Source organism: Leptolyngbya sp. FACHB-321 (genome assembly GCF_014695975.1).
Taxonomy (GTDB): domain Bacteria; phylum Cyanobacteriota; class Cyanobacteriia; order Leptolyngbyales; family Leptolyngbyaceae; genus Stenomitos.
The window spans coordinates 1-26254 of record NZ_JACJPI010000082.1 but is presented as its reverse complement, the minus strand read 5'-3'; the positions used below and the strand labels follow the sequence as shown (position 1 = coordinate 26254).

Below are 26254 nucleotides of genomic sequence, written 5' to 3'. Positions count from 1 at the left end.
AATCAGCTTTAACAAGAGGACAGCAAGATTACAGGACTTGCAGAGTATTAAGCAATGTTTCGCCAACAGTGTCATCACTTTACTCAATCGCTTGATTTGGCTCGGTTCGTTGCTCACGCTCGCAAACACCCCGCCTCAAAGTGCGATGCTACCGTTGGGAGTGTGCCAGTTGCCCCACGGAAGCATCAGGCTTTCAGTGATCGCTCAAGGTTGAGAAACGGTTAAATCAGTCCAGCTTTAGTCCAACTCTGGTCTGAAGCACTCAATGTGACAGTTTGTGCTCGAACTGTTCGATGAGTTCAGTGCGGGACAGGTTGAGGATGAGTCGTGCCCGATCAACGGGAGGCAAGGCTACTAGGTTTGGCACAATCTGGGTCAGCACTTCATCGAGTGGACCAAACCGTGCCACTAGTAGCCCTTCAGTGGCGCGTCGCTCACCTGCTTCTAAAGTTTCAGCTTTCCATTGCTCGTAGACCGGCGATAAATTCATGTCCAACTCCTTTTCCTCCCGCTTTAGATTCTGTCTCACATGCAAGGTAAGAGGACGTTTGAGAAGTAGCAGATGACACCCATTCGTTAAAGGGCAGTAGGCATCGAGCAGCTTACGCTACTGATCTCACGGCAAACCGTAGGCGGAAGTGCAGTGATCACTGGAGTCGCTTGGGGTTTGAAGCTCAAACGACTCAACGCTGAGCTTCAGCTTCCCGCTGGACGCAAGGCCGCGGCACTCACTTCGTCTGGCTTGACGGATCACAACGCACCCCCCAAGCGCTCGTCTGCCTAAGCACTGGTGCCAGTGTGAGCCCTGGCAGGCTCAACCGGTCTCTACCGGACTGGTCCGAAGAAGAAGCCGTCGACCGCGTCTAATCGGCACCGCCAAACGGTCCCAGGATTAAAGGGAATCTGACCCGCAACCGAAACAACCCAAGGGTTTTGCAGGTGAATGTACCGTCCTCTTTCGGCGAGGATGTCTTGCTGCAGCAGCGCAAACACCGTGGCAGCGTCTTTGACGTTAGCGCCAGGTTTCAGCGCCTCAGCATAAAGCGCCGCGCTGATGATCTGCCCGCCGATGAGTGCGCCCTGAACACTGAGCACCACGGTAATCGAGGGTTGGTTGCTCTCTTCAGCCGTAGCGACGTAGCGAAACAGCAGCGGATCAGCGTTGTTGGGTCGGTTTGGTGCTTCCATGTCGGTCCCCTTGAAGCGCAGCGGCTACCAGAGGCAATTATATAACTTGCCAGCGGGCAAGTGGTACCAGGGCAGGGCGTCGAGAAGGGTGCTGAAGCCGCAGCAGCGCGGCGATCGCCTGTGGCTGTTAGGCTGTCTCGACCAAGAGACAATGAGGCACCGGGAGCGGACTGCGAGTGGTCGTACCGCAACCGCTTTTGAGGGTGTACTAGTGGCTCTGGACTAAACCTGGACTACTTTTTGGTGGAAAGAGGGTAGTACAGAGGCGCTTTTGCCTGTTTTCAGCGGCTGCATCCCCGATGCCTTCGTTGCACCGTTGCTCCGGGGTGCAACGGCACAAGCTTCACAAAATGAGGAGCAGAAGTTATCAATTACTCTGCTCCTCAACGCTCGCGTCGCGACGGCTGTGCCTTAACGTTGAGCAAAAGCGGCAAGATCACAATCTGAAAGTTAAGCTAAGAAAAACTTTCAGGCGATGTGGTACTTCATGTCCAAGAACGGTGTCATACCCGTAACTATAGTGACTATTTTCGCTGCTTGGTGTAAATTTTATGTTGAGATAGATATGTAGAGGCCAGGAGAGAATGACCTATAAATGCTCCTCTCTTAAAGAATGTGATGCTGAGGGTTATACCTTACCCGAAACTTTATCTGTCCTTTTTGTTATAAGCATTCTTTCGATCATCTCTATACCTTCCTACTTCAGCATGGTAAGAAAGGTATCTTGTATTTCAGGCAAAATGGATTTACCTGGTTTATGCTGGTCTGAAGCTCAGAAGCCTGGATCATGTTGGGTAGCATCAAATGACTGCTTCTTTCCTCGTCCTGGTCGTCGCCCTGGTGATGTCTACAGTAAGCCTGATGATTCAAAAGAAGTGAGTGGTTTCTATGTTATTTTAACAAGCCCCAATTCCACGGCAACAGTTCGCTACAAAGCATACTTATGCTCCGGTGCTACTCTTGGAGCGGAAGGTAGTAAGTTAATTGGGAGCAGCCTCACAGATAGTGACTACCTAGATAAAAAGTCTAATTACGTATCCTTTCCTCAAGGAGTCTGTGGATTTGAGTTTTACCTAATTCAAAAGTCGAGATCTACTGGTGCTAGAATTGAATTTATTACAAACTTTAGTATTAAAAAATAAATTAATTAGCTTCATTTCAAAGGTTAGGCTTTATTTCATCTTTCGAGACTAAATTTCTTCTTGAAACAGTTCTAGCTCATAGTTTTACGAAGTTTGTACACGTTGGTTTCTTATTTAGGATCTGGGCGCAAGCCTTAAGTTCAATATTTCCAGGTCCCATATCACTGTAGTGGTATGGAGACCTATCCTGTGGGATGTCTGCCTTCCCATATTGATTGCCGTGACGATCTTCAAGGTAATGAGTCGAAAGAAAGGGAGCAGTAGACCAGACCCAAGTAGCATTACATTCTTTGGAATACTTCATCCTTACTTGAAAAGTTTCAAGATTTCCCTCCGAAGGTTGAAAGTTTCCTACTGTAGATGTTACTACTTGCGGTTCTGAGCTAATATCGCATTTATTATCGTGTGGATCACGTCCTATACATGAAACGCCAGAGCATAAAGGCGTGCTTTCTTCCCAGAAAAAATCAATAGAGGCATGACCATCACGCTCGTAATGGAGGAAATAGAAATCATATATACCATTATGAGGAACCTCTAACGAGAACTCCTTTGGAGTACTGAGAATCTTCTGCCAGCTATTTTCTGGCGTGATAAAAGTTAATTGCGCTGTTTTTGGATTTCTAACTAGTAGCTGGAAGCCATCATCAGCCGCTTTGACTACTACTCGATATTTCTTGCCTGCCTTAAAATTGGCTTTGGTAGACATACTTGCCAAAATGAAATCAGTAGAAAGGCGTTCATCATCTTTAGGAGAACTAGCTTTCCAATATTGCTCAAGTCCTTTTCTAGTGTCACTACGTTGATTTGAACCAAGATTTAGAATACCAAGTTTTTCAGTCTCTTTTTTGTAGAAATCTTTGGGCGGTTCATCTTTCTCTTTATCCCGAGGCCTATTCTTGTCCCACCGATAAAAAGTGGCTTGCCATTCCTTAATCGGATTTACAGACTCTTCAAAGAAATTATGTTGCTTAATATTAAGTAGAAGTTGAGCATAGCCATCCCTTTCGCAGTATTCAACAGTAACTGGATATTCCCTACCTTCTGAGTAGAAGAATTCAGCATGGTCATGATTTTCTTGGTCTTTACACCCCCGCTCATTTGTCAATTCATCAATTATAGTTTGCTCACCAACTTTTACTTTGCTGCCATCGTCGGCTTTAATCTTAAGTAAATTCAGACCTTTAGGAAAATAACATTTGGTGGTTATCTGAGCTGAAAAATTATCTTGGAGTGTCTCAGATGGCGATTCAGTCCCCCAAACTAAAAGGATCGGCTTATTACAATCTCCTAAATCCTGTGGAGGAGAAATAGGTGCATCTTTGGGTATAGGCTTGTTAAAATATTCGGCTTTCCAGTGGTTAGATGGAATTGAGTAAAATCTGTTTTGAATCCAGTTCCAAGCAATATGTCGAGCTGGTTGTAGTGTTGATATTGATGATATGAGTGATGATACAAGTACTAATAACAGTGGTTTATAAATCCGTTCTAGGCCGTGGTTTTTAATGTTACTACGCCGCAGTTTCTCCCAGGTTAAAGGTTCTACTGCTGGATTTTGAAAGATGACTGGTAGCCAAGAGGCGTAAGGAAATTTGGAGTGTAGCTCTTCTAGTCTTTCCCGTGCTTCTCGCACTGCTAAGTACAAAGATTTTCCTTGAGAAAAATTTTCCAGGAAGTACTTCAAGAATTCTTGGGCTACTAAATCTGGTACTGGTTCTCGCATAACAACGATTTGGGGAATTTGCAAATCAGCTAGTTCTCGCGCCAAACCTAATCCATCACAGGAATTAAAAATTGCTAACTGCAATCCGTGGGCGATCGCCCGTTCTAAAGTCTTTTTGAATTCTTCAATTGATAAGCTATCAGTCGAATTAATATAGATTCTGCCTGTCTTTCCTTCCTCTTGGCTACAGCTATGCCCTGCAAAGAAAAGAACCTGCCATTGCTGCTCCCAGAGTTGAGCGGTTAATTGCTGAAGTTGAGGTTGTTCAAGAAAGAATGGTTCTTCTGTGTGCGGCAATTTTTTAAGAATTTTTTTATCTTCTTGAACGTTAATTCCTGTACTGTCCCCTAGTATGGCTAAGATTCTAAGTTTTTTAGTGCGAGGCACCAGAATATGTAGTATGGCTAATAGTATGGCTAAGATTCTAAGTTTTTTAGTAGGAGGTATCAGAACAGTTTGGAGCTTATATTCTGGTGCGCTCAAGGCTATTTCTGATTTTTTATAATGGTCTGAAAATAAATTCCATGTATGCCAAGGGATCTGCCGTAGGAGGCTATCGTCAGTTTGAATAAGGACTTGAATTTCTTCAGTTTCACGTAAATTCCGCTGAAGCCCATCGCGAATTTTCTGCCACTCTCGTGATCCTGAATTGAGCCAATTGTTGAGGTCTTTTGCTAGATTCTTGCCTGCTTGCTTGCAAGAAACGTTAGTTACTTGTCCTGGTTTAGGTTTAATGCGAGAATAAGGCCTCACTACCTGGTAGTAGCTTTTCTGCCAGTCCTTAACTGCTTCAGGGATGTGAGGAGCCGGAGGTAGTTTGCCAGGAATTTCAAGTTCTGTCTCAGTAATTGCGTTATTTCGCCCAATGCGCAAGATAATCGGGAACCCTTCAGTAAAGCTTCCTTCCATTATTGTGAGAATGATTCGTCTCGCCATTGCTGCTCCTTAGTGACAGTGATGCACTCAAATTAAAAACTCTTCCGTGATGCTAGCAGCACCAAAAGCCACCTCAACACTAAACCGTTCCCTAAGCTTGCCACTAAACTCCAGTTGTATATAATTATCTTCAGTTCTAGCTTCAGCTTTTAACTCTGGGATAGCGGTACTAAATTCATCTAAGACGGTTAGTTGTAACCCTGGTGGAAGGTGAATTTGTCCATTAGCGGGATAGACTTGCAAGCGAATGCTGATTTCCTCATTAGATTCTGTCGACATTGGAGTGACTAACAGAGCTACTCGGGTATGGGCTAGTTGTATTCCTAGGTCGAGAATCTTGCCACGACTAGTTTCAGTAAATAGATGATCAGCATTGCTTCGTCTGAGGGAATCTCCAAAACTCCTGAAGCTAGAAGCAGGATTGGTTGTGACTCTGCTAAATAGTGTTTCTATAGGTTCCCAGCCTTCCTCGAAAATTCCCTGAAGCCACTGGCTTAGGTTCAAGCTTATCTGTGCGCCTTCAGATGATTGAGATTCTGGAACTATACCCACATCCATAACCTGAGTGCCAAGTATCTCACTTAACTCTCCCGATTCAAAAAGAACTTGAATTTGTTCGAATTCCTTTTGAGAACTTTGAAGGATAAATAGGCTTTTGCTGCTGCGTTTGTGTTTATTTATGGTCATTTCACTGCTCTTTATGTGAGATAAGTTTAAAGGGTAGTGCCCTAAATGTCATGAAGTCTCCGCAGATGTTATAGGAATTAAATCAGAAGTTTTACGTCTTGAGTGGGGACTAATTTCGAATCGAAAATGCACTGACTGGAACCACAATTTGTATTCAGCTCCCATCTTGCGAGATACTTCAACCCCTTTTCAAAAGCCATAATTCTTAGATTCAAGACTAGCAGAAATTTTCAGCTATCATTACCTATTTAGAACTACTGCTTAAAGTACTCTTCGAATTGTTATAGTTCGCATACCACATGCTCTTAGCATTTCGTTAACCTCTTCTTGACTTTTATCTCCTTCACATAAAATAAAAAACTCTTGTTTTGAATTCAAAATAATTTCGCGCGCATGCAAGGCGGTATATCCATTTTTTTTTAGGAAATGAATTACCTTCAACCAGGCTGGTTTACGCTTTTCCCTCTCTAAACCCAATAATTCTTTAATGTAACTATTTACCCGATCCGACATTTCACTTTTCATATTTCGCTCTATCCTTTTTATGTCTTTGCACAAGGCTAATTCCTGTGGCGAAGGTATCTTATGGTTTCGTAGCTTATAGGCTATCTGACAGTTGCTATATCCATAAAGTGAAAGACATAGATAAGTAATCTCAGAATCTGAGAGCTGATTACCCTTAATTAGGGTAAGGCGTTCTAAGAGACGAACTATATCTATCCCTGATTTTTTCTCAGCCTCTATGCACTCTGGGCAAAGCTGTTTATTCATTTAAAGAATGATGTGCTCAGGGAAGTGGATTTAATAGTTTTAACAATATCACAATCATTAAGTTCAAAGAACCCAACTCCTTACTGAATAGTTGGGTTGCTTGTTGGGTTGGCTACTCAGCTAATTTACAGGGGCAATGCCAACTCTACTTTCAGTGAGCATGATGCTAAATATGCAAAGAGAAACTCAAGTTCAATTCCAAAGCTTACTTGCCGACACATCTCTACTCTTAACTATGGATAAACTTTTACTCCTAGCCATAGGGATAGGTATTAATACAATTTGTTCTGTCACGTTACCTAGCAATGCAGATCCTGCTCCAACAACAAGCCGATATATGAATACGGTAGATCCTTAAAGGCTCTATGTTTGGGCTGTCAGATGGGTAGAGCCAATCAATCTGGCGTAGTGATCTTGGATTAGTGCAAAGCAATGTCTTGTTTACGGTTTGACCTATCTCTTTTCCTGGTGGGCTTAGTTATAGCAGCGGAAAAATTCTGGTCGCTAGTAAGCAGTTGGAGTGAACTGTCCCATTTACGGAGCCTTGTCGATCATGGCTGAGAAACCTGTAATGGCGCAAAATCGTTGTTTGTGATTCGGACTGTCCCATTTAGGGGTGAAAACGGGACAGCTCAAGCCGCTCGGCAGTCAATTAGAGCGATCGCTGAAAGCTTTATTTCATGAACTTTCTAGCCTTAACGACCACTTTTTGTCCGTTGCTAGTGCGCCGAGCGAAGCTCGGCTTTGTCTACTGGGTGAGAGTCCCAGTTCTGGAAGCCCTGGCAAGGCACCAGGTACTGAGTGTTGCGTTAGCGATGGCAACCTCGTTGGCGAAGCGTACACAAGGAGGTCATGGGCTGCAATGCGACAGCGTAAAGGGATTGAGCCCCGTTATGAAATGAAACCGTGGATGCCGACGCTGTTAGCAAAGCGGAAGGCAACACTAAAGAAGCCAACTGCCACGGCTTTGGCGGGTCCACCGGGGTCTAAAGACCGTAGCACGTGACCAAGGCAAAGCGTGACAGCAGACACGCCTGCTACAAAACTGAAAAAAGATAGCTAGCAGATTTTCGGACAGCTAATTTAGTCGGGTAAACCTCTAGCTCTGCTGGGGGACTCACAGAGTTTGACAGTACCGGGAGTCTTAGGAAAAGTCTCATTAACGCGAAGCAATTGTGGTCTTCGCGTTAATAAGCTTCAGATGAAAAATATTAGTACCCTAAGCCTTACAAAATAGGAGGCAGCATTAATGGAGTTTCTACAAAGGCTATGGCTTCCACTGCGTAAACGTACGCGATTCAGGCTGTCTGCCCTAATCGCGATGCTTTTGCTGGTTCTAGTTCTGAGCTTAGGTAATGCGCCTGCTCACGCGGGAGACCCAGAGGGAAACTTTACGCTTCCTTGGCAACCTGGCGAGGATTGGCGGATGACTCAAGGCCCCCACGTCAGGTCAACACCTGGTAAACCCAAAAATTCGCTTGACTTTAACCGGAAGGTGGGCGAAAGCGTTGAAGTCAGAGCTGCTGGTCCAGGCTATGTCACAAATCAATGTAATGGAGTGATGATCGCTATCGATCACGTTGGCAGCAACATAAATGAAAAAAACGGATGGAGATCCAGTTACTACCACTTGATTGACACCTCTGCAAATGGCATCCCAAAGATCCCAAACAACACCTTCGTGCAGCGCGGAACTGTTTTGGGCAAGACTTCTACAAAAGTTGATACAGGAGGATGCGGCGGATCGGCAACAGGGGTTCATACCCACTTTAGTATCTCAAAGTTTAATAATTTCGGGACGCGTGAAGACCAAGAGTGGAACGGTAGAGAGATCAGTGGTTGGACTGTTTATGACGGTAGAGACAGGAAAGGCTCACGAATGGAAAAAGACGGTTCAGTCGTGATGGCTAATGGGTTCGTGCACAATCCTAAGTACTCAGTCAAAAACGTTGGAGGAAAGTGCCTAGATGTTCGGAACGGCTACGTTTTTGACAATTCAATTCAATCCCAAATCTACGGCTGCAACAATACTGCGGCTCAGCAATGGCGTTATTACAGCAGTGACGGCTCCATTCGAAACATTGAGGGCAGATGTCTAGATGTTCAGAATGGCACAACTCTGATAGGGGGAACCCCCGTTCAAACCTTTACTTGCAATCAGACACTTGCTCAAAAGTGGAGTGTTCCCCCCAATGGAGTGACTGGCGCAATTCGGAACGATGGCGGTTTGTGTCTAGACGTAAAGGACGGTAAGACGGACATAGAGAGTCAACCCCTGTGGATTTATGCCTGCAACGGCACCGCCGCCCAGAAATGGACGTTTGAAGACTAGCTTCAGCTCATCAACATTTGCAGGATTACCTATCAGGGGCTTAACTTATGCGGATGAACAAACGACCACTAAGATTCGTGATGATGGTTGCAGTCGCCGTTGTTGCAGTGATCAGCTTTGGACTGCTGTCCTCTTTCAGTGGACAGGTTCATGCCACATCAGCGGATGAGCCAGCTTGCTATATGAAAACGCCTTCTGGACAAACGGTTAACTTGAACAAGTTGTGCGGAAAAGGTGATGCTTCATCTACTCAGGAGATTGCACCCTCTCAACCGCTTCCACCAGATCCCTATCGCGGATTACCCGATCCGTCACCTTATCCAGTTGAAGAAGAACCTGTCTTTGTTAATGCCGATTAGCGAATACGCTCCTTGATGTCCCTCTGCAATCACCTGATGACGCGCGAGCAAGCGCGATACCGTAGCCGGATGCACATTGAACAGGCGAGCCGCATCGGCAGCGGTCTTTTGTCCTGAAGCCACCAAGTGTTGGATTTCTTTTTCCTGGTGTGCTTTGAGCTTGGGGTGACGACCGCCAACGCGCCCTTCCTTTCGAGCCGCATTCAAGCCATTACATGTACGTTCGCGTAGCATGGCGCGCTCAAACTCGGCAAAGGCACCAACCATTTGCATCATCATACGGACCAGCCAGCGAAGTGGTCTCAATGGCCTCCGTTAGACTCTGAAAGCCCGCTTCGGCCTTTTGGATTTTTTCCATCAAGGCCAGAACATCTTTTCAGGAACGTGACAGACGATCGAGCTTCCAGACCACTACGACATCACCCTTGCGTAGTTGCCTAAGTAGACGATGCAATTCCGATCGCTCCCAGCGACCGCCTGTGGCAGTCTCCTGAAAAATGAGTTCACAGTCAGCAGCCTTGAGCGCCGCAATTTGAGGTCCAGCGTTTTGCTCCTGAGTTGAAACCCGTGCGTAACCAATGAGCATCATTGCAAAAACCTGTTGTCAATGGTTGTAACAATGCAATACGTTTATGCAACAGGCTATGGGTCTATTTTAGGTGAGCTTCGCATCGTTGCACAAAGGAACGTTTGTGCAAGCTTGGTTGGGAATAAGGATCGCTGCTTCAGCAGCTTCGGCATGGCAAAGTGATAGGGGCGATATAGCGTAGTATCAGCGTCCAAAGCAGGCGCACAGCCTTAAGTCGGTTCACTGTTCCGTTACTCCCCAAACCCCGTTTTGAAAGGCGCGATCGACCTATCTCACCACAACTCAACTACCTCATCTACCTAGGAGACTAAGTACTATGACTAATAACAACCAATCTCAAGCAACCAACACCAGTTTCATTGATATTTCTACTGAGAGGCTACTGAGCGAAGGGCTTGATCTGCCTATTCCCCAGAAAGCTGAGGCTGCTGCACCGTTTTCTTGGGAAGTGCCACAGGATGGATCTGCGAATTTTTCTGTGACGACAGATTGCATGGCTGAGGTGATCCAGCAGGCGGTGAAGCAGTTTGCCAGCGATCCGGGGTTTGACTCGAAGATGGCGCTGGCGTTTGGGGCAGGGAATGACTACAGCGGCTTGAAGTCGGCGTGGCAGGCGGGTAAGTTTGAAGCTTTCCCGACGATCGAAATTCGGACGGTTGCGGAGTTGGCGGGGGCAAATGCTGCCTATGCGGGTACAACCAACACGATCTATTTTTCTGAGGGATTCTTGCGTCAAAATGCCAACAAAACACAGGCGATCGCCAGTGTTTTGATCGAAGAGTTTGGTCATTCTGTGGATTGGAGTGTGAACGCGATCGATTCTCCTGGAGATGAGGGCGAGTTGTTTTCTGCGATCATTGATGGGGTTGATCTAACTGAATCTGAAATTCAACAGATGAAGCAAGAAAACGATTCAGTTGTTCTAAATTTGAATGGTAATTTGATCAAAGGTGAAAAGTCTTTTAATGCTCCTAGTGCTACTAGCTATTCTATGCGTCTAGTTTTTGGTTCAGAAGCACCAGCAGTTGATTACAACGAGCATATTCGACCTGAGAATGCTACTCCAGAAGCAGTTAAGCTAGATGCTTTCAACTATATGAATGAAGGACCTGGGCGCTTTGTTCTACCGTCAATGTTTGGTGCTGTAGAAAAATTCTTTAACTCAAATGTAATTACTTCTGATATGAACAGTGATCAAATGAGAAATGCACTTAACTTATCAAATGAAGATTATAAAATCACAATTTATCAATATGCGACTGAAATTGGAACTGATGATTGGAAGGATCGTTCTTATATCTACGGTTCTACTATCTTCAAGATTGATTCAATTGAGTTCGATATGGATGATCTTGGAATAGGACGATGGATTTCAAGCATGACAATTAGTCCGGACAAAGATAATTTTGATCTCAAGACTGGAGAAAGCATTACGCAAAAACCTATTCAATGGTTCAACGATTTAGTCTTAGCTCCTATGATTGATCCATATGGATTGGCACGTAAAGAAGTAGAAATTACCTTCACAGGTGCAGGAAAAAATTATAACCATTACCGCTACTATGAAAATTATGTACCTGATTCAGCTCAAGAAATTTTGGATTGGGTAACACTTCCAGTAGATGCATTTTCGGGAATTTTGAAAGCAGATCAATATGCTTCGTATTTGCAAAATGAAATTAACAACAATCCATTTTTGTCCTACAAGCGTGGTGATCTCAAGGTAATCTACGGTAGTCTCAAAGATGACGATCTCGACATCTTTGACGTGAAGGGATACAAACTGGTTCTTGACCCCTCTCAGGCATATCTCATTGTCGGTGGCGAGGGCAACGATAAGCTAAAAGGTTTTTTGTTCGATGACGAGCTTTTGGGTGGAAAGGATAATGACTATGGTGAAGGTGGACTGGGCAACGACAAATTTTATGGTGGTTCAGGGAATGACACCTATGATGACGATGGGCTAATTGACGACTTGTTCAATTCTGGCAATGACTACTTTGATGGCGAGACTGGAAACGATACCTTCTATGGTGCAGATGGCGACGATACTGCCTTTGGCGGTGCTGATGATGATAAGTTGTTCGGCGAAAATGGTGACGACAACCTGATTGGTGAAGGTGGCTGGGACTATGCCGAGGGTGGTTCAGGAAATGATAACTTCTGGGGTGGCTCTGGCAATGACACCTACGATGACGATGGTGCAAATGGGTTGCCTCTTTCTGGCAATGACTACTTCGATGGAGGTACTGAGAGCGACACTTTCTACGGTGCAAACGGTGATGATACTGCCTTTGGTGGCGCTGATAATGATTATTTGTACGGCGAGAATGATGACGACAACCTGATTGGTGAAGGTGGCAATGATTATGCCGAAGGTGGATCGGGAAATGACCACTTCTGGGGTGGTTCTGGGGAGGATACTTACGATGATGATGGCGGGAACGGGTTGCCTCTTTCTGGCAATGACTACTTTGATGGTGGTATTGGAAACGACACTTTCTACGGTGCAGACGGCGACGATACTGCCTTTGGTGGTGCTGACAATGATTATTTGTACGGCGAAAATGGTGACGATAATCTGATTGGTGAAGGTGGCAATGATTATGCCGAAGGTGGTTCAGGAAATGATAACTTCTGGGGCGGTGCTGGGGAGGATACCTACGATGATGATGGCGGGAATGGGCTACCTTTCTCTGGCAATGACTACTTTGATGGTGGTATTGGAAACGACACTTTCTACGGTGCAGACGGCGACGATACTGCCTACGGTGGTGCTAACAATGATTATTTACGCGGGGAAAATGGTAGAGACTACATCTATGGCGGCAGTGGTGACGACAATATAGGTGGAGGTTCTTGGGAAGGTGGCGTAAATTGGTTTGAGGGCGCGATTGAAGAAGATGGCAATGATGAGGGACCAAAACCTCAACCTAACAAGCAAAATGCACCAGACAAAAAATCAGCGCCAAACAAAATTCCTTTTGCCGCCAGCAGTTCTTCAAGTCTGGCACTAGCCGACCTCTCTTTTGACTCTTTCAGTTTCGTCAATTCTAGACTTAGCTTTAGTGCTGAAGAAGTTGTTTCAACTCCCTCTGAGATCCTTCAGTCTGTTGCTGGATTTGTTCAAGCAATGAACGCCATAACTTCAACAGATGAAGATGAGGGAGATGTCATTTACGGTGGCACTGGCAACGATGTCATCAGTGGAGATGGAGGCGATGATGAGATTTATGGTGAGAAAGACGACGATTTAATTTTTGGTCAGACTGGCAGAGATACTATTTCTGGTGGTCTTGGCAACGACTTTCTATTTGGAAACGAAGGTGATGACCAGATCAGTGGTGATCCTGGAGTTGACACTATTTCTGGCGGTCTTGATAACGATGTTATTCGTGGAGATGAAGGTGATGACTTTCTCTACGGTGATGAAGGGAATGACCAGATCTTCGGCGGTATCGGCAGTGACTTTCTCAGTGGCGGCAGCGATAGCGATCAACTCTGGGGCGAAAATGGCGAAGACATCATCAACGGCGATGCTGGGAACGACTTCCTTTACGGCGGCGCTGACAAGGATATTTTGTCAGGCGGCTTAGATGACGATCGACTCTACGGCAACACCAGTGACGACCAGCTTTTTGGCAATGAAGGGAATGATTTCCTCTACGGTGGCACCGGCAACGACACAATCTCTGGTGGCAGCGACAACGACGAACTCTGGGGCGAGGATGGCGACGACATCATTAACGGTGATGCTGGGAACGACTTGATTTATGGCGGTGAAGATAATGACACGATCGCAGGCGGGCTGGACGACGATCGCATCTACGGCGAAGGCGGCAACGATCGCATCTCTGGCGACGAAGGCAACGATCGCCTCTTTGGGCAAGACGGCAACGACACGATCGACGGCGGCATCGGTGACGACTTCCTCGAAGCCGGCAACGGCATCGATACCCTCAACGGCGGCGACGGCACAGACCGACTCTTCGGGCAAAATGGCGACGACATCCTGAATGGCGATGCAGGCGACGACTATCTGGAAGGCGGCGACGGCGCAGACAAACTCTTCGGCGGCGATGGGACAGATCAACTCTTCGGTCAAGCCGGAAACGATGTCCTCTACGGCAACGCAGGCGACGACACGATCTACGGCGGGGCAGGCAACGACTACCTGGAAGGCAACGAGGGCAACGATACCCTGTTTGGTGGAGCCGATAGCGATACCCTTTACGGTAATGATGGCGATGACATCCTGAATGGTGACGCAGGCACCGATATCCTATTTGGCGGGTCAGGCAACGATCGCATCAACGGCGGCGGCGACGTGGATATGGTCAGCTACCTCACCTCCCCCAGCGGCGTAGTCGTCAACCTTGACGAAAACAAAAACTACCGCAACGATCGCCAGTCCAACGCTAACAACGCCATCACCCCCGACAATCCCGCTGCCTACTACACCGACTTGGAAGCCGACTTCGCGATCAACCCCGGCAGTGCTGCCGACGGCTATGGCAACACTGACACTCTCACAGACCTGGAAAACATCACCGGTTCCCAGTTTGCCGACGTGCTGATTGGCAACGATCGCAACAACACCATTTTCGGGTTGGGCGGCGACGATCTGCTGGTGGGCGGCAGCGGCAACGACCTCTTCTACGGCGGCAACGGCATTGATACCATCAGCTATCGTCGTGGTCTCGGCGGTGTGACCGTTAACCTGGAAACCACCAGCGCCACCGATGGGCAGGGTGGCAGCGATCGCATCTTCGACACCGAAAACATCGTCGGCTCCCGCTTCAACGACACCCTCACAGGCGATGCCAAAGCCAACATCATCACCGCAGGCGGCGGCAACGACACGGTTTACGGCGGCACAGGCGACGACACTCTCTACGGCGAAACCGGAGACGACTTGGTTTACGGCGGCACAGGCAACGACACTGGCTACGGCAACCTAGGCAACGACACCCTAAATGGCGATGCAGGGGACGACACTGGCTACGGCGGCGCAGGCGATGATCTGCTCAACGGCGGCGACGGCATTGATACTCTCTGGGGTGATCAAGGCAACGACACCCTGAACGGCGGCACAGGCGATGACTCCCTAGATGGCGGCATTGGCAACGACACGCTCAACGGCAATGACGGCAACGACCAACTCTTGGGTCAAGCCGGAGACGATCTGCTCGACGGGGGGGTAGGCAATGATGTCCTCTCCGGCGGTGATGGCAAAGACATCCTGTATGGACAAGCTGGCGATGACTCCCTAGATGGGGGTTGGGGCAACGACCAACTCTGGAGCGGCGACGGCAGCGACACCCTCAACGGTCAAGCTGGCAATGACTTGTTGGACGGCGGTGCTGGTGATGATGTCCTTTTTGGCGGCGACGGTAATGACCAACTCTTTGGTCAAGCGGACAATGATACCCTCAGTGGTGGCTTGGGAGATGACTGGCTAGACGGCGACATGGGGAACGATACCCTGTTCGGCAACGAGGGCAATGACCAACTCTTGGGTCAAGCCGGGGATGATCTGCTGGAAGGCGGTGCAGGCAATGATGTCCTCTCCGGTGGCGATGATAACGATCAACTCTTCGGTCAAGCGGGTGAAGACCTGCTGGAAGGCGGGCTAGGCGACGATCGACTCAACGGCGGCACCGGCGATGACATCCTCAATGGCAATCAGGGCAGCGACATCCTGGCTGGCGGCGGCGGTCATGACCTGTTCCACATCAACCGAGGCGAAGGCCCAGACACGATTCTGGATTTTACCGGAGTCGGTCGCGGCACCAATCCCGCCCCCTACCTGGTTCCCGAAATGGACACGATCGTCTTCTCTGGAGCCGATCTGGTTGCCCGGAATATGCTCCTGTCCCAAACGGGCAGCAATCTGGTGATCGACTTTGAAGACATTACCAACACCAGTGTCACCCTGCAAAACTTCGCCCTGGAAAATCTCGACAATCACAGCACCAGCACGGGCGCATCCCTCACCGTCGGCAACATCCTGTTCCAGGGCGATACCGCGATCTGGGATAGCTTCGATGTGATCAACGCCAATGCCACCCTGACTCAAGTCCTCCGCCCCAATTTCGTCACGTTCTTGAATGACCTAGACAACAAAACCAATGGTTTTGACAACTCTAATGACGTGATCAACGGTCAGGGCGGTAACGACACCCTGAGGGGCTTGGGCGGTAATGATTTGCTCCGAGGTGGCGAAGGCAATGACATTCTGCTCGGTGGTGCCGGGGACGACTACCTGGCTGGACAATGGGGCAATGATTATCTAGAAGGGGGACTGGGAGATGACTACCTGCGCGGTGGTGAGGGTGACGATTCCCTCATCGGCGGCTTTGGCAACGATCGCCTCGAAGGGGGACTGGGTAACGATCAAATGTTTGGAGCCGGAGGACGCGATCGGTTCGTGATCCACGGGGGCGACGGTGTGGACACGATCGCCGACTTTGACGGAGTCGGCCCCGGTACTGCACCCTACGCTGACATCATCAGCGAAGCCGATATTCTACAATTCCTGGGCACCGGACTGTTGGCTAAAAACATGTTGCTGACCCAAACCGACTACGAGCCTGCAACTGGCAGCAGCTTGGTCATCACCTTTGAAGGCATCACGGACACCACGGTCAAACTGACCAACTTTGCCATGGAAAACCTGGACAATCTCCCCACGCTAAATGCCAATGGAGCGCCCATTGGCAACAGCTTGTTCCAGTTCGATGGCGACACCACCATCCAGGACAGTTTTGATGTCTTCAACTCTGAATGGGTGCTGGATCAAGTGCTGCGATCGAACACTGTTACCTTCCTCAACGACCTCGACAACGACACGATGGGCTTTGACAACTCCGATGATGTGATCAACGGTCAGGGAGGTAATGACCTACTTATGGGCTTGGGGGGCAATGACCTTCTGCGTGGAGGACTGGGTAATGATGTCTTGATCGGCGGCACTGGCAATAACATCCTCACTGGTAATGCAGGGGCTGATACTTTTGTCATGGAGTTGGGCGGCTTTAATCTAGTCGCCGATTTCAATGTCAGTGAAGACTTTATTGGATTAGGTAGTGGGTTGATCTTTGAGCAACTTAGAATCGAGCAGGGAACTGGTATCAATGCTGGCAGCACCTCAATCCGTGTGCTAGGGGATGATTCACTCTTGATGTCTCTGCAGGGAGTGCAAGGCAATACCTTAACCACGGAGCTGTTCCATTCTGCCTCTGCTCTCTACCAACCCATAACGTTTGGTTAGGCAAAACACTCAACCCTGAAACAAGATTTGTTCCAGGGTGAGTATGAATAATTGGTTAAACAACATGGTGCAGCAGACTTATTCCAGTAATTCAATTGCCAAATTGCCTTCAACGTCAGACTCCTTATTGTGAGGGAAGAGTTTATGGTGTCTTGTTCCTGCTTTTGGCTATGTCTTCACAAATATGACGGTAAAATGTTGGGCGACTGATTTCCAGATGTTCACAAATTGAGGTCACACTCCGAGATGGGTCTGCCGCCAGCGATCGCCCCATGTCAATTTGCTGCTGAGTCAACTTCTGCTGTCTCCCCCCTTTGCGACCTCTCGCTCTTGCCGCTTGCAAGCCTGCCTGAGTGCGTTCCCGAATCAGATTACGCTCAAACTCAGCCAGTGCACCAAACATGTGAAAGATTAACTTGCCCCCACTACTCGTCGTGTCAATACTTTCCTGCAGTGAGCGAAACCCAATCTTGCGCTTTTCCAATTCCTCAACCAGTGCCATCAAATCTTTGAGTGAGCGACCCAAGCGGTCCAGTCGCCAGACGACGATCGTGTCCCCCTTTCGGGCAAACTCAAAAGCTTCTTGCAAGCCAGGGCGATCGGCTTTGGCACCACTCATCTTGTCAGCGAAGATTTTTTCACAGCCTGCGGCTTGCAACGCATCATGTTGTAACGCTAGCTTTTGGTCGTCAGTCGAGACCCGTTCGTATCCAATGAGCATAAGGAGCGTTCTAAGGTACTGTGATTGTCTCAGAACTCATAGAAACTGAGTGCTTTTGAGACATAGATTCATTGACGAGTTGATTTACAGACTGACAAACCTGAAAGTCCCTTTTTAAGCCAGTGGGTCCAACTGTAAAACAAACGACCGTTCCTGAGGTCTTCCTGCTGTGATAGAGAAGGGGCACGTTCCACCCTGAATCAGCTCCCGTTCACTCAGCTTTTCTACCCAAGGCTGACATTGATTTTTCTCTCTTTGCTTTGTCAACGGTATCAGTCGGCTTAGCCCCCCGTGACTAAGCTGGAGTGGCAACACGCTCGTTCTGCTTCGCTATCTTAGAGGGATCGGTAGTTAATTACTTTATGGATGCTGCTTCATCTCGATCAATTGCGGAGCAACTGCTGGACGATTTTAGACAGGAGAGCCAACTGGTGCATCTCATCATCAACGGTTGCCTTGCTTCCAGAGGGGCCGTTGGGGAAGACGAACGTGAAATGGCTGAAGCCATGATTTACAACGCGTTTGAGACGTATGCTGTGGCCCGAGGTATGCCTCTGAACCAAGCCGAGCAGTTTTGTGAGCATCATTTGGAGGAACTTGTTCAATTAGTTCAAGCAGCGCTGCTTGAGGGTGAGAGGGGTTAGCACGCTTGCTTGCTTTGGCAGCAGGGTAAAGGTAGCAAAGCTGCGTCCAAGTGCCACGTAGCACCTGCAAAGTCTGCCCTAGGGACATGCCAGAAGTTCTCTTGCTGCTGCTAAAACATTCCGAAAAAAGACGGCGATCGCGCTAGAGCAGCAGGTGCTCATGCTTTGAAGCGACAAGGGCTTGCTTTTTATATTCCAAGCGCCCATCAGCCCAACTGGTTTCCCGAGGCTGGTAAAACGCATCCTAATCAATTTTGGTGGGATGGAGCTGTGACAGTCTCCCGGATTCACCGCGCCAAAGGGAATGAAGCTGAGAGGGTCTGTGTCGTCGGCTTTGACCAGGTGGCTCAGGATGAAAGTAGCATTACCCTCCGCAGTCAACTGTTTGTGGCCTTGACTCGAGCCAAAGGCTGGGCTTGCTTGAGTGGAATTGAGGGAGCATCACCGCTGTATGAGGAAATGCAGCAGGTGCTAACGAGTGGTGATACCTTCACGTTCACCTTCAAAGGGGGAGAGAATGACTTGCTGACTTTTGTTGACCCACTGGCTGTGAGTCAAGTCTAGAAACAGCTAATGACGCACCCGAAAACACTGGTCACTCACCAAGCATCAGCTCATGGAAACCATTATTTGCAGTGTAACGAAAGGGCTAAACCCATTTCCTGCAAATGGTTAAGGCCGGTGCAGCAGCACCTGCCAGTCACTTGATGCGTGCCAGTTGCGCTCGCAAGCGTGCTCATCTCACCAGGAGTCTTTATGTTGCAGCCCCACAGGCGTGTCCTGCTCCAGGTATTTTTCGGCATAGGTCATCACACAAACGTTTTGGTAGACCGTATGCGTCCCGCAGGCGACACCCGTTACCCTGAATTTGTGATTAAGTAAAGCTTTGCGGTGCCCTCGTGCTGGTACATCATCATCGATCAGGAGTTGCATAAGATGCCACTGTGCCAGGTTGAGTGGGCTGTAACTAATATTTTCGCCTGCTGTAAGCTGCCAGGTGCCATACCGATTCAGTCGGGTAAAGGGCGTACTACCATCGCTGCCGCTGTGCCCAGTCCTGCCCGCCGGACCCAAATCTTTCACATGATCGCGCGCCCCTAACGACATCCCTTGGGAAGGAGCCAAAAGCGGCAAGGGTGGCGTCCTGCGCAAAGCCGCAATGGCCTCATCTAGGGCTGCGACCCCTTCTGCGGTTTCAAAGGCGGGACTCCCCGGCAGTTTGAGCAACTTACCTTCGTAGGACGGCCTCAACCGTTCTAGTGCCGCCGCATATGCGACTGGATCTTGGCGCAGCCGATTGGTTTCAGCAATGATAGCGAGTTCTAAGGTGGACAAGCCGTTGGGAGTGCCTGAGTCTAGCGCGGCCTCGGGGGCGACTGAGAGAGCAGGTGCTGCTGCTGGTAGTACAGGTTGGTGCGTCGCTACGGACGGGGAGGCGTCTGCATCTGCTACCGTCGAAGCTTGCGTCTCAGGCATTGCTGGAGCGAGCGTTGGCACAACTGGTGAACTGACAAGCGTTGCCTCAGCCGTTGGCGTTAGCGTACCCGCATTAGTCGTCTCCGAGCGCTGGTCATGATCTGTATACTGCGCGGCGTAGTTGAGCACACACAAAGTTTGGTGAGTGGCATGAGACCCGCAGGCAAGGCCCATGAACTGATAGTCCGGGTTAAACAAGGCGGCTCTCAGGCTGCGGTTGGGATAGCCATCGTTGATGAGCAAAAGTTCTACGATGGCAGTGGCCGTTCGCTTGCCGTAACTCAGTAACGCCGTGGCGCTACCACTCCATACCCCATAGCGCTTCAGGCGATCTCCTACTTTACTCCCATCACTGCCGCTAGGACCCTGACTGCCACTAGCGCCCAGATCACGTCTCTGATCACGCGCTGCCTGAGCCATCCCAGACGCGCGCTTGCTTGGTAACAGCGGCGGTTGGGAGCGTAAGAAGGTAATCGCCTCGTCTAGGGCCGCCACTCCTTCCTGCGTCTGGATTGAGTCTTCTCCAGGCAAGCTCAAGACCGTGCCATCGTAATGATGCCGCAAGGCGTCCAACTGTGCCGCATAAGCCGCTGGATTGGTGCGAGCGCGATCAATTTCCCGCAGCAGGTCTTGCTCTAAAGTGCTGTAGTCAGCCTGAGTCGTTTGGGCGATCGTGGTGCTGGGTGCGGCTGGTGCGGCTTGAGGAACGATGGCACTTGCAAGGGCAGTCGGTGCTGGCAACAACGAAACACCTGCTAGCGTTAGCAGGTGGAGCGGCATCAGCCGGAATCGTGGGGGAAAAGACATCTCTGGTACTGCGAAAGGTGATGCGAAAGTAGCACCTGTTACCGGTCCAATGGCAGTGCCACATCGGTAAAGTAAGGGCGCTTACAGCCATTACCAAACTACTCTTAGCGACCTGTATGTGTTCCATACGGAGTACATACTTTTATGCAAACGCTATAAAAGCTGGCATTGTTTAAGTGGCACATAAAGCCATTCTCACGGTCAAGGGCTGAGAGGTTGCCTAGAAACTGCACTGTGTCATTACCGAAACGGTAGTCTACCTTAATAAGACGAGGCTACAGTCCCTAGAGTATTTTCTCCGATGCCATAGGATTCATTGCACAAGTTTCCCTATCAGCGGGACGTTGTCTGACAAACTAGCTCCAATTCTGTGGAGAAGGGGGATAACCCTTGGTTCTAATTGACTCCTCCAACTGCGTTCAACTCTGGGGCTGTTTAGCAGATGTCCGGATCAAGGCCGAGCAAAGCGCTTTGGGGCAACAGCATCAATGGCTGCAGCAAGAGTGGCAGGGCGCACGGTTGATTCGAATTTAAGGTCTTGCCCCTGGAATCATTGAGAAAACTGAAAGACAGCTTGCAGAAACCACTTTAGAGGTAGTAAAAGGCTGCATGCTTACTTGCGAGGTCCAAGCTGCTATCGCACTAGAGAAATTAGTACTGTCGTGAAGAAGCCGGAGAGCAAAGAGAAGCTGGTTAATGCCGAAGGGCAGCCTGTTCACCGACTTAGCAAAACCCCTCCTTTCACAGATTAGTGACCCACCCCGAATCCTTTGAGCTTGTTGTCACACTCCATCAGCCAAGTGATGACCCTGACCAGCTTGTTGCATTAGTAGAATCCCTACGATACAGTTTTGGTCACTATAGTGATGGGGCAATTCTGCCAGCACCCCTCTTTGCCGAAAGAGTCGTTCAAGCTTACATTAGCGAGTTTGCGATCGGGGAGGATGAAGAGGAGACAGCCGACGACTGGTAGTTGACATTATACTTTCGCTTGGTGCTTAGCCATTCGTGAGTAGCGCATACCACACTTTCTGTTCTGACATTTTCCTTCTATCCAACGGGAAGGCACTGGAAAGAATGTTTCACAGCCTGGACATTTCATCAACAGTTTGAGTTTGTGTCGCTCGCACCTTGGAGTCAACTTAGATTTGAACTGCCACTGAATTTTGTGACAAGGACATTCAGCATAGCAAGCGCCACATAGACGAATCGGTCTTGGATCTAACGTTACCCCTTTTGGATGTAGCATCTCAGCTAATCGAGCAACCTCTAACCCAATGACTTCTCCCAAAGCAGTAAGTTGTGCCTCAGTGGGGAAAGGATTGAAGAATCCCTGTTCCCACTGAGGGATAATTGCGTCAATTCCAACCGCTGTCGATAATGCTGTTGCAGAGCGTACATTGTTACCTTCTAATCGTCGAAGCCTACCTAAATAGTGCGGTAAGCTTTCCCCTTCATAAGGTTCGAGATAAACTAACCTGACATTGTTGGGTCTCAAAGTATGTTCTGATTCTGCCATCGGAATTAACTACGAAGTGCTTGTGTTTGGCGGCTCACTTGTCTCAGCCTGGGAAGGAAGAGCTGGAGGAGACGGCATTGAACTACCTGATGAAGCGGCTTGAAGGACGAGCTTTGGATCAACATAGCGTTTGCCATATTTCTCCGATATTTGTTTCAATATACTGCTGTCAATGCTCGAGTGCCCTTTTTGCAGAGATTGAACAACCGCTTTTTCAATGACATTAATGATTAGTCCAATGTAAGAATGAGTATAAATAGCAAGAGTTTGAAAGTTCTCACCTGTGGCAAGGTTAGAAGGTTCAGGTAGTCTTAAATATTGATTCTCAATCTTGTTCAAGGTTTGAGTGAGGTCGTTGGCGGTGAGACTGCCAAAGGGATAAAGATTGGGAAACCATCCTAGAAGCCCTATGCCGTCCAGGTATTGGTCCAGTGTTGGAGTTCCGCAAACTACAACGGGAATTCCTTTTTCCCCCATCAACGCTGCTAGATCTGCTAACGCCTCCTCCTGAAGCTTCTCACCTTGATCAACAATGATCATTTCGTAACCAAAGGGGATCAGACAACCAGCCAGCTTCGACTGAAGATCAGTTCTTCTACCACCAGGATCAGCATGCCTCACTGCTTTAAGCAGTCTTTCGTGCATTCTTCTTGAACTACAATTTGCTGGAACATCAGTATAAGCGGTCTTCTTCTCTGTTAGCTCACCATAACGTTTCGACGCTTTACTCTTTCCAGACAATCGTGGCCCAATGACACGAACCCCCTGCCCCATTTTTCGATAGTTATCAAGGGACTTGAAGTAATGAGCAGTGTACTCAGTCTCAATAAATTCTGAACGTAGTGATGTCACTACGTCAGCAATGACTGCTTCCACACCCACAGAAAGGTCACGGCATGGAGGGAGAACTTGAATTGCAGGTTGGGAGATGCTTTCGGAGAATGTCATTATTGCTACCAATCGTCATAGGATGATGTGCGCAGCGGAATGAGCACAATCGGTTCAGCCTGCCCACCTTGCTGAGCAGGAACTTCTTTGGCTTCTAACTGACCTTGCTTGGTAGTGGTTTGGTTTGCAGAAGCGCTCTTTGAAGCAGTTGATGGAGGTTGTGCAGATTGGGTAGATTTAGCTGTTCGATTCTTGATCGAGACGACATTATTAGAGGCTGGTTTGGCATCCCGGCGCGATCGCTTCTGCTCTTCCCGTTGCCGAGTTTGTTTGTCCTTTTTACCTCGCTCATTCAATTCATTTCTGAAGCCTAATTCCAGCAGTGATGCAAAGTTGTCAGGGTCTTTTTTACCCTTACCCAACCCTTCAAGTTCATCCAAGCTCAGGTCCTGATACTCTAAATTAAGAGCATCAACAAAACCAAGAAACGCTCCCATGCGATCGTAGGTTTCATCCTCATTGATATAAACACGAAGCCGTAGAGCGTGTTCATAGTCAACTCTTACGGTAACTGTTTCACTAAGATACTTCTTGTCCTTCAAGCACTCCCCACGGTAGATTTGCCCCTTAAAAGATATTGAGCCAAGTTCCTGGACGACTCGAGTTTCCTCCTTCATCAGACAAACATCCAATTCCTCCTCGTCGAGGACTGCGGGCAAAACTCCCCCTAATCCTTTCACCCATCGCTCGTAGCGAGTGTGGCGTTTGTCTCTTGGATAAGGCTCATGGTTATAGGCCCAGAAGAAACCGTCTAATACTCTTCTTAAGTCCCTACGTCTTAAGAAGGCACCTTTTTGAGCCTTCTCGATCGCATCCTTGTCTTTGGCTTTCTCAATAAATCCTCCCAACCTTCTGAGAATATTGTTGATTGTTTTAAACCAACGTTCAACAATCCCGCCTTCCTTAGGACTTCTTCGAGTTTCACACTCAAAATCAAATTTACGTCCAATCTGCTTCATATGCTTAGCCTTTGCCAGGTCTCTGCCACCGTCTGTGAAAAAACATTGGCTGGGAAGACCATAAGCGCCCCAGGTCGTTGGGATCTTTTCTGCCTGCAAAATCTCAATATATTCTTCAGTCAAGTACTCGCTTGGACATTGCTTAGGCATTGCTGCATGACGTAATGCTAAGGCAACTTCATTCGTACCTGGTTGCCTTGCACCTAAGAAATAGCCCAATAGGCTACTTGAAAAGGTATCTACAATAATGGTTAGCCAAGGGCGATAGGGATTGCCCTCCTCATCAAGAATAAAAATGTCGAGTTTTGTATGGTCAGCCTGAATAATCTGATTACTGTAATCTGCTTTCAGCATCTTGCCGTTTTTTGTCGTAACCGCTAACCAGGAACCCGAGCCAGGATTGCGGCTTCTTTTTCCTTGAGCGCGATCGCGCTCATCAATCCAGGGATTTACAATTCGATAGACAGTTACATAGTGAGGATAAGGTGGCAAGGCTTTTCCCCGACCATCAACTTCGGCATGACGCTTGAGTTCGCGATAAATGTCAATCCCACGCAAAATCTCCTTCTCCCCAAGAGACTTTTTCCAATACTCCTCCATGTACTGAAGCCAGTACGGGTCAATTAATACTTTTCCTTTGTCAGAGCGTGTTTTCCCACAATTTTCCTGGAGTTCTCCTTTCTTATACTGCTTTAGTAAACGCTCAACCTGGCGAATATCTTTGAAACCGAGCGCTTTTCTCACCACCTCCTTACGCTTGCGCTTTGTTGTATTGTTATGAGACTTTGCTATCCATTCGATGAGGGCGTATCTAAATTTAGGGTCGTTGGAAAAGCTAACAATGACCGATTCGATTTCTACAGAATCAAAATCATCTGGAACTCCCACGCTGCCATCTAGCATGCCGAGCGTTTCAGTCAAATCAAGAAAAGCATTGGGAGAAGTCATGGTGTGAAAAGTCAGTTCGTGAAGGCATCGCCTTGGCTTCGTTGACAGAAGAAGTTCTAGCCCAAGCGTACTGCAAACTGACCCAAGTAGCGACACCTAGCTCGCAAATGATATATTAAGCTTTTTTAAGCGTGTAGCGACATAGAGCGTGCAAATCGGATGGTAGCGACATTTAGCGTGCAAAGACTATTTGACGAGCTAATATGGCTTAAACGCTTGCTGGAGGAACGTTGTAGCTATTTTTGGATGAGCGACATGATCGTGCAAATAGCGACATTTAGCAGGCAAGCGTACACCTGTAGGAGCCTGTTCTGGGGTTGTGACTGAGCACATTATATTGCGCAATTTGCAAATGACTTGCGCTTTCTTTTAAAGGCTGAAATCTTTATACAGCAGCAACTTCAAGTTTTTTAGAACTTGCACACCCCCATCAACCCTAAGAGCAAACGAGTTGCGCAGAATTATTCTTTAGAGAATCAAATAATCTTTCAGGCGAAAATTGCCCTTTTTAGGCGCTTTCAAATAAGTTGCGCAGAATTTTAATCGCTGAAGTCACTACTACGAAAGGGTTCTAGGCTTAGTTAAATCCGCGTCGTAAGTAATCACGCACAAAGTCTGTTGCTTCTGCAAATTTCCCTTCTAAAGCACTTGCAAATGAGTTGCGCAGAATTTACGATCGCTATATCCTTTGGAGAACAAGACTTTCAGTCCTTCAGCAGTTGTGACTAGGCACGTAAAATGGCGCAATTAGCAAATAGGTGGCGCAGTTTTTTAATGGCTAAAATTGTTGCTCAGATTAACTTTTAGGTTTTTTACCCCTTTCAAGCTCTGATAACCCTTATTAGCAAATCAATAGCGCAAAACTATTCTCTGACGATGACCAAAATCTTTCGGATGAGAATCTGCTTTGAAAGGCGCTAGCAAATGAGTAGCGCAGAATTTTGGTCGCTGAAACTATTGATTTATAAAGACTTTAGTTCGCCAAGGGCCGAAGTAGGTGATGCAAAACTTGCTCTCCCATAAAAACAGCTATTTAAAGTTGCTAGCAAATGAGTAGCGCAGAATTTTGGATGGCTAAAACCGCTTAAAATAAGGCTTTCACGCCTCTGAACTAAGCTGGGTAGTGCTACACAAGTAATGATGCGTTGTAGTGATGGATGAAATACCAAAGGGCACCAATATGATTCTCTACGGATTTTGAAAATGACAAGGTTTTGCGAACCAGTCGAGAC

18 protein-coding genes and 2 pseudogenes are annotated in these 26254 nt (G+C 47.9%); 9 read left to right on the top strand and 11 right to left on the bottom strand.

Annotated features, from left to right (window positions below):
• Positions 1–262: 262 nt before the first annotated feature.
• Positions 263–490: a hypothetical protein gene (locus tag H6F76_RS25140; protein WP_190512394.1), complete on the bottom strand. Its 228-nt coding sequence runs from the start codon at positions 488–490 to the stop codon at positions 263–265.
• A gap of 335 nt (positions 491–825) precedes the next feature.
• Entirely contained in the window at positions 826–1188 is a 363-nt protein-coding gene (locus H6F76_RS25135) for a hypothetical protein (protein WP_190512392.1), read from the bottom strand.
• Between H6F76_RS25135 and H6F76_RS25130 the strand changes: the two genes are divergently transcribed.
• Both H6F76_RS25130 and H6F76_RS25125 read left to right on the top strand, forming a co-directional pair.
• Positions 1187–1414, top strand: coding sequence for a hypothetical protein (locus tag H6F76_RS25130; RefSeq protein ID WP_190512390.1), 228 nt, complete (start codon positions 1187–1189; stop codon positions 1412–1414). The two genes, H6F76_RS25135 and H6F76_RS25130, sit on opposite strands and share 2 nt — an antisense overlap.
• Before the next feature lie 358 nt (positions 1415–1772).
• A complete protein-coding gene (locus tag H6F76_RS25125; RefSeq protein WP_190512388.1) occupies positions 1773–2330 on the top strand; it encodes a hypothetical protein in 558 nt (185 codons plus the stop codon).
• 76 nt (positions 2331–2406) lie between these two features.
• Here the strand turns inward: H6F76_RS25125 and H6F76_RS25120 are convergent, their stop codons facing one another.
• From H6F76_RS25120 to H6F76_RS25110, 3 genes are all read right to left on the bottom strand, one after another.
• A complete protein-coding gene (locus H6F76_RS25120) occupies positions 2407–4989 on the bottom strand; it encodes a CHAT domain-containing protein (protein WP_190512386.1) in 2583 nt (860 codons plus the stop codon).
• 27 nt (positions 4990–5016) lie between these two features.
• A complete protein-coding gene (locus H6F76_RS25115; protein WP_190512384.1) occupies positions 5017–5676 on the bottom strand; it encodes a DUF1822 family protein in 660 nt (219 codons plus the stop codon).
• 261 nt (positions 5677–5937) lie between these two features.
• Positions 5938–6447 (bottom strand): hypothetical protein, encoded by a 510-nt coding sequence (locus H6F76_RS25110; protein WP_190512382.1) that lies wholly within the window; start codon positions 6445–6447, stop codon positions 5938–5940.
• A gap of 616 nt (positions 6448–7063) precedes the next feature.
• Between H6F76_RS25110 and H6F76_RS25105 the strand changes: the two genes are divergently transcribed.
• The 3 genes from H6F76_RS25105 to H6F76_RS25095 all read left to right on the top strand — a co-directional run bounded on the left by H6F76_RS25105 (position 7064) and on the right by H6F76_RS25095 (position 9138).
• Positions 7064–7453, top strand: a complete 390-nt coding sequence (locus H6F76_RS25105) for a hypothetical protein (protein WP_190512381.1) — start codon at positions 7064–7066, stop codon at positions 7451–7453.
• A 420-nt stretch (positions 7454–7873) separates the two neighbouring features.
• A complete protein-coding gene (locus tag H6F76_RS25100; RefSeq protein ID WP_190512380.1) occupies positions 7874–8779 on the top strand; it encodes a ricin-type beta-trefoil lectin domain protein in 906 nt (301 codons plus the stop codon).
• 80 nt (positions 8780–8859) lie between these two features.
• Positions 8860–9138 (top strand): hypothetical protein, encoded by a 279-nt coding sequence (locus tag H6F76_RS25095; protein WP_190512379.1) that lies wholly within the window; start codon positions 8860–8862, stop codon positions 9136–9138.
• Here H6F76_RS25095 and H6F76_RS31620 read toward each other — a convergent pair.
• Positions 9091–9724: pseudogene (locus tag H6F76_RS31620) on the bottom strand (recombinase family protein). The gene H6F76_RS25095 and the pseudogene H6F76_RS31620 sit on opposite strands and share 48 nt — an antisense overlap.
• Before the next feature lie 319 nt (positions 9725–10043).
• Between H6F76_RS31620 and H6F76_RS30730 the strand changes: the two are divergent.
• Positions 10044–17000, top strand: a complete 6957-nt coding sequence (locus H6F76_RS30730; RefSeq protein WP_190512378.1) for a calcium-binding protein — start codon at positions 10044–10046, stop codon at positions 16998–17000.
• A gap of 142 nt (positions 17001–17142) precedes the next feature.
• Here the strand turns inward: H6F76_RS30730 and H6F76_RS25080 are convergent, their stop codons facing one another.
• The gene (locus tag H6F76_RS25080) at positions 17143–17721 is read right to left on the bottom strand and encodes a recombinase family protein (protein WP_190512377.1); all 579 of its coding nucleotides are present in this window, start codon (positions 17719–17721) and stop codon (positions 17143–17145) included.
• Positions 17722–18083: 362 nt separating this feature from the next.
• Between H6F76_RS25080 and H6F76_RS25075 the strand changes: the two genes are divergently transcribed.
• Together H6F76_RS25075 and H6F76_RS25070 are read left to right on the top strand one after the other, a co-directional pair.
• Complete coding sequence (locus tag H6F76_RS25075; RefSeq protein WP_206754414.1) at positions 18084–18365, top strand: hypothetical protein; 282 nt, start codon at positions 18084–18086, stop codon at positions 18363–18365.
• A 165-nt stretch (positions 18366–18530) separates the two neighbouring features.
• Positions 18531–18929, top strand: a complete 399-nt coding sequence (locus tag H6F76_RS25070) for an ATP-binding domain-containing protein (protein ID WP_199322451.1) — start codon at positions 18531–18533, stop codon at positions 18927–18929.
• Between the two features lie 177 nt (positions 18930–19106).
• Here the strand turns inward: H6F76_RS25070 and H6F76_RS25065 are convergent, their stop codons facing one another.
• Positions 19107–20648, bottom strand: a complete 1542-nt coding sequence (locus H6F76_RS25065) for a CAP domain-containing protein (protein ID WP_190512375.1) — start codon at positions 20646–20648, stop codon at positions 19107–19109.
• A 751-nt stretch (positions 20649–21399) separates the two neighbouring features.
• Between H6F76_RS25065 and H6F76_RS25055 the strand changes: the two genes are divergently transcribed.
• Positions 21400–21621 carry an RNaseH domain-containing protein gene (locus H6F76_RS25055; RefSeq protein ID WP_190512371.1) on the top strand — a complete coding sequence of 74 codons (222 nt, stop codon included), beginning with the start codon at positions 21400–21402 and terminating at the stop codon, positions 21619–21621.
• A 555-nt stretch (positions 21622–22176) separates the two neighbouring features.
• Here the strand turns inward: H6F76_RS25055 and H6F76_RS25050 are convergent.
• The 3 genes and pseudogenes from H6F76_RS25050 to H6F76_RS25040 all read right to left on the bottom strand — a co-directional run.
• Positions 22177–23115, bottom strand: a complete 939-nt coding sequence (locus tag H6F76_RS25050; RefSeq protein ID WP_190512369.1) for an ATP-binding protein — start codon at positions 23113–23115, stop codon at positions 22177–22179.
• A 5-nt stretch (positions 23116–23120) separates the two neighbouring features.
• Positions 23121–25022 carry a Mu transposase C-terminal domain-containing protein gene (locus H6F76_RS25045; protein WP_190512367.1) on the bottom strand — a complete coding sequence of 634 codons (1902 nt, stop codon included), beginning with the start codon at positions 25020–25022 and terminating at the stop codon, positions 23121–23123.
• Between the two features lie 1126 nt (positions 25023–26148).
• A pseudogene (locus tag H6F76_RS25040) lies at positions 26149–26254 on the bottom strand (IS1 family transposase); the annotation flags it as partial.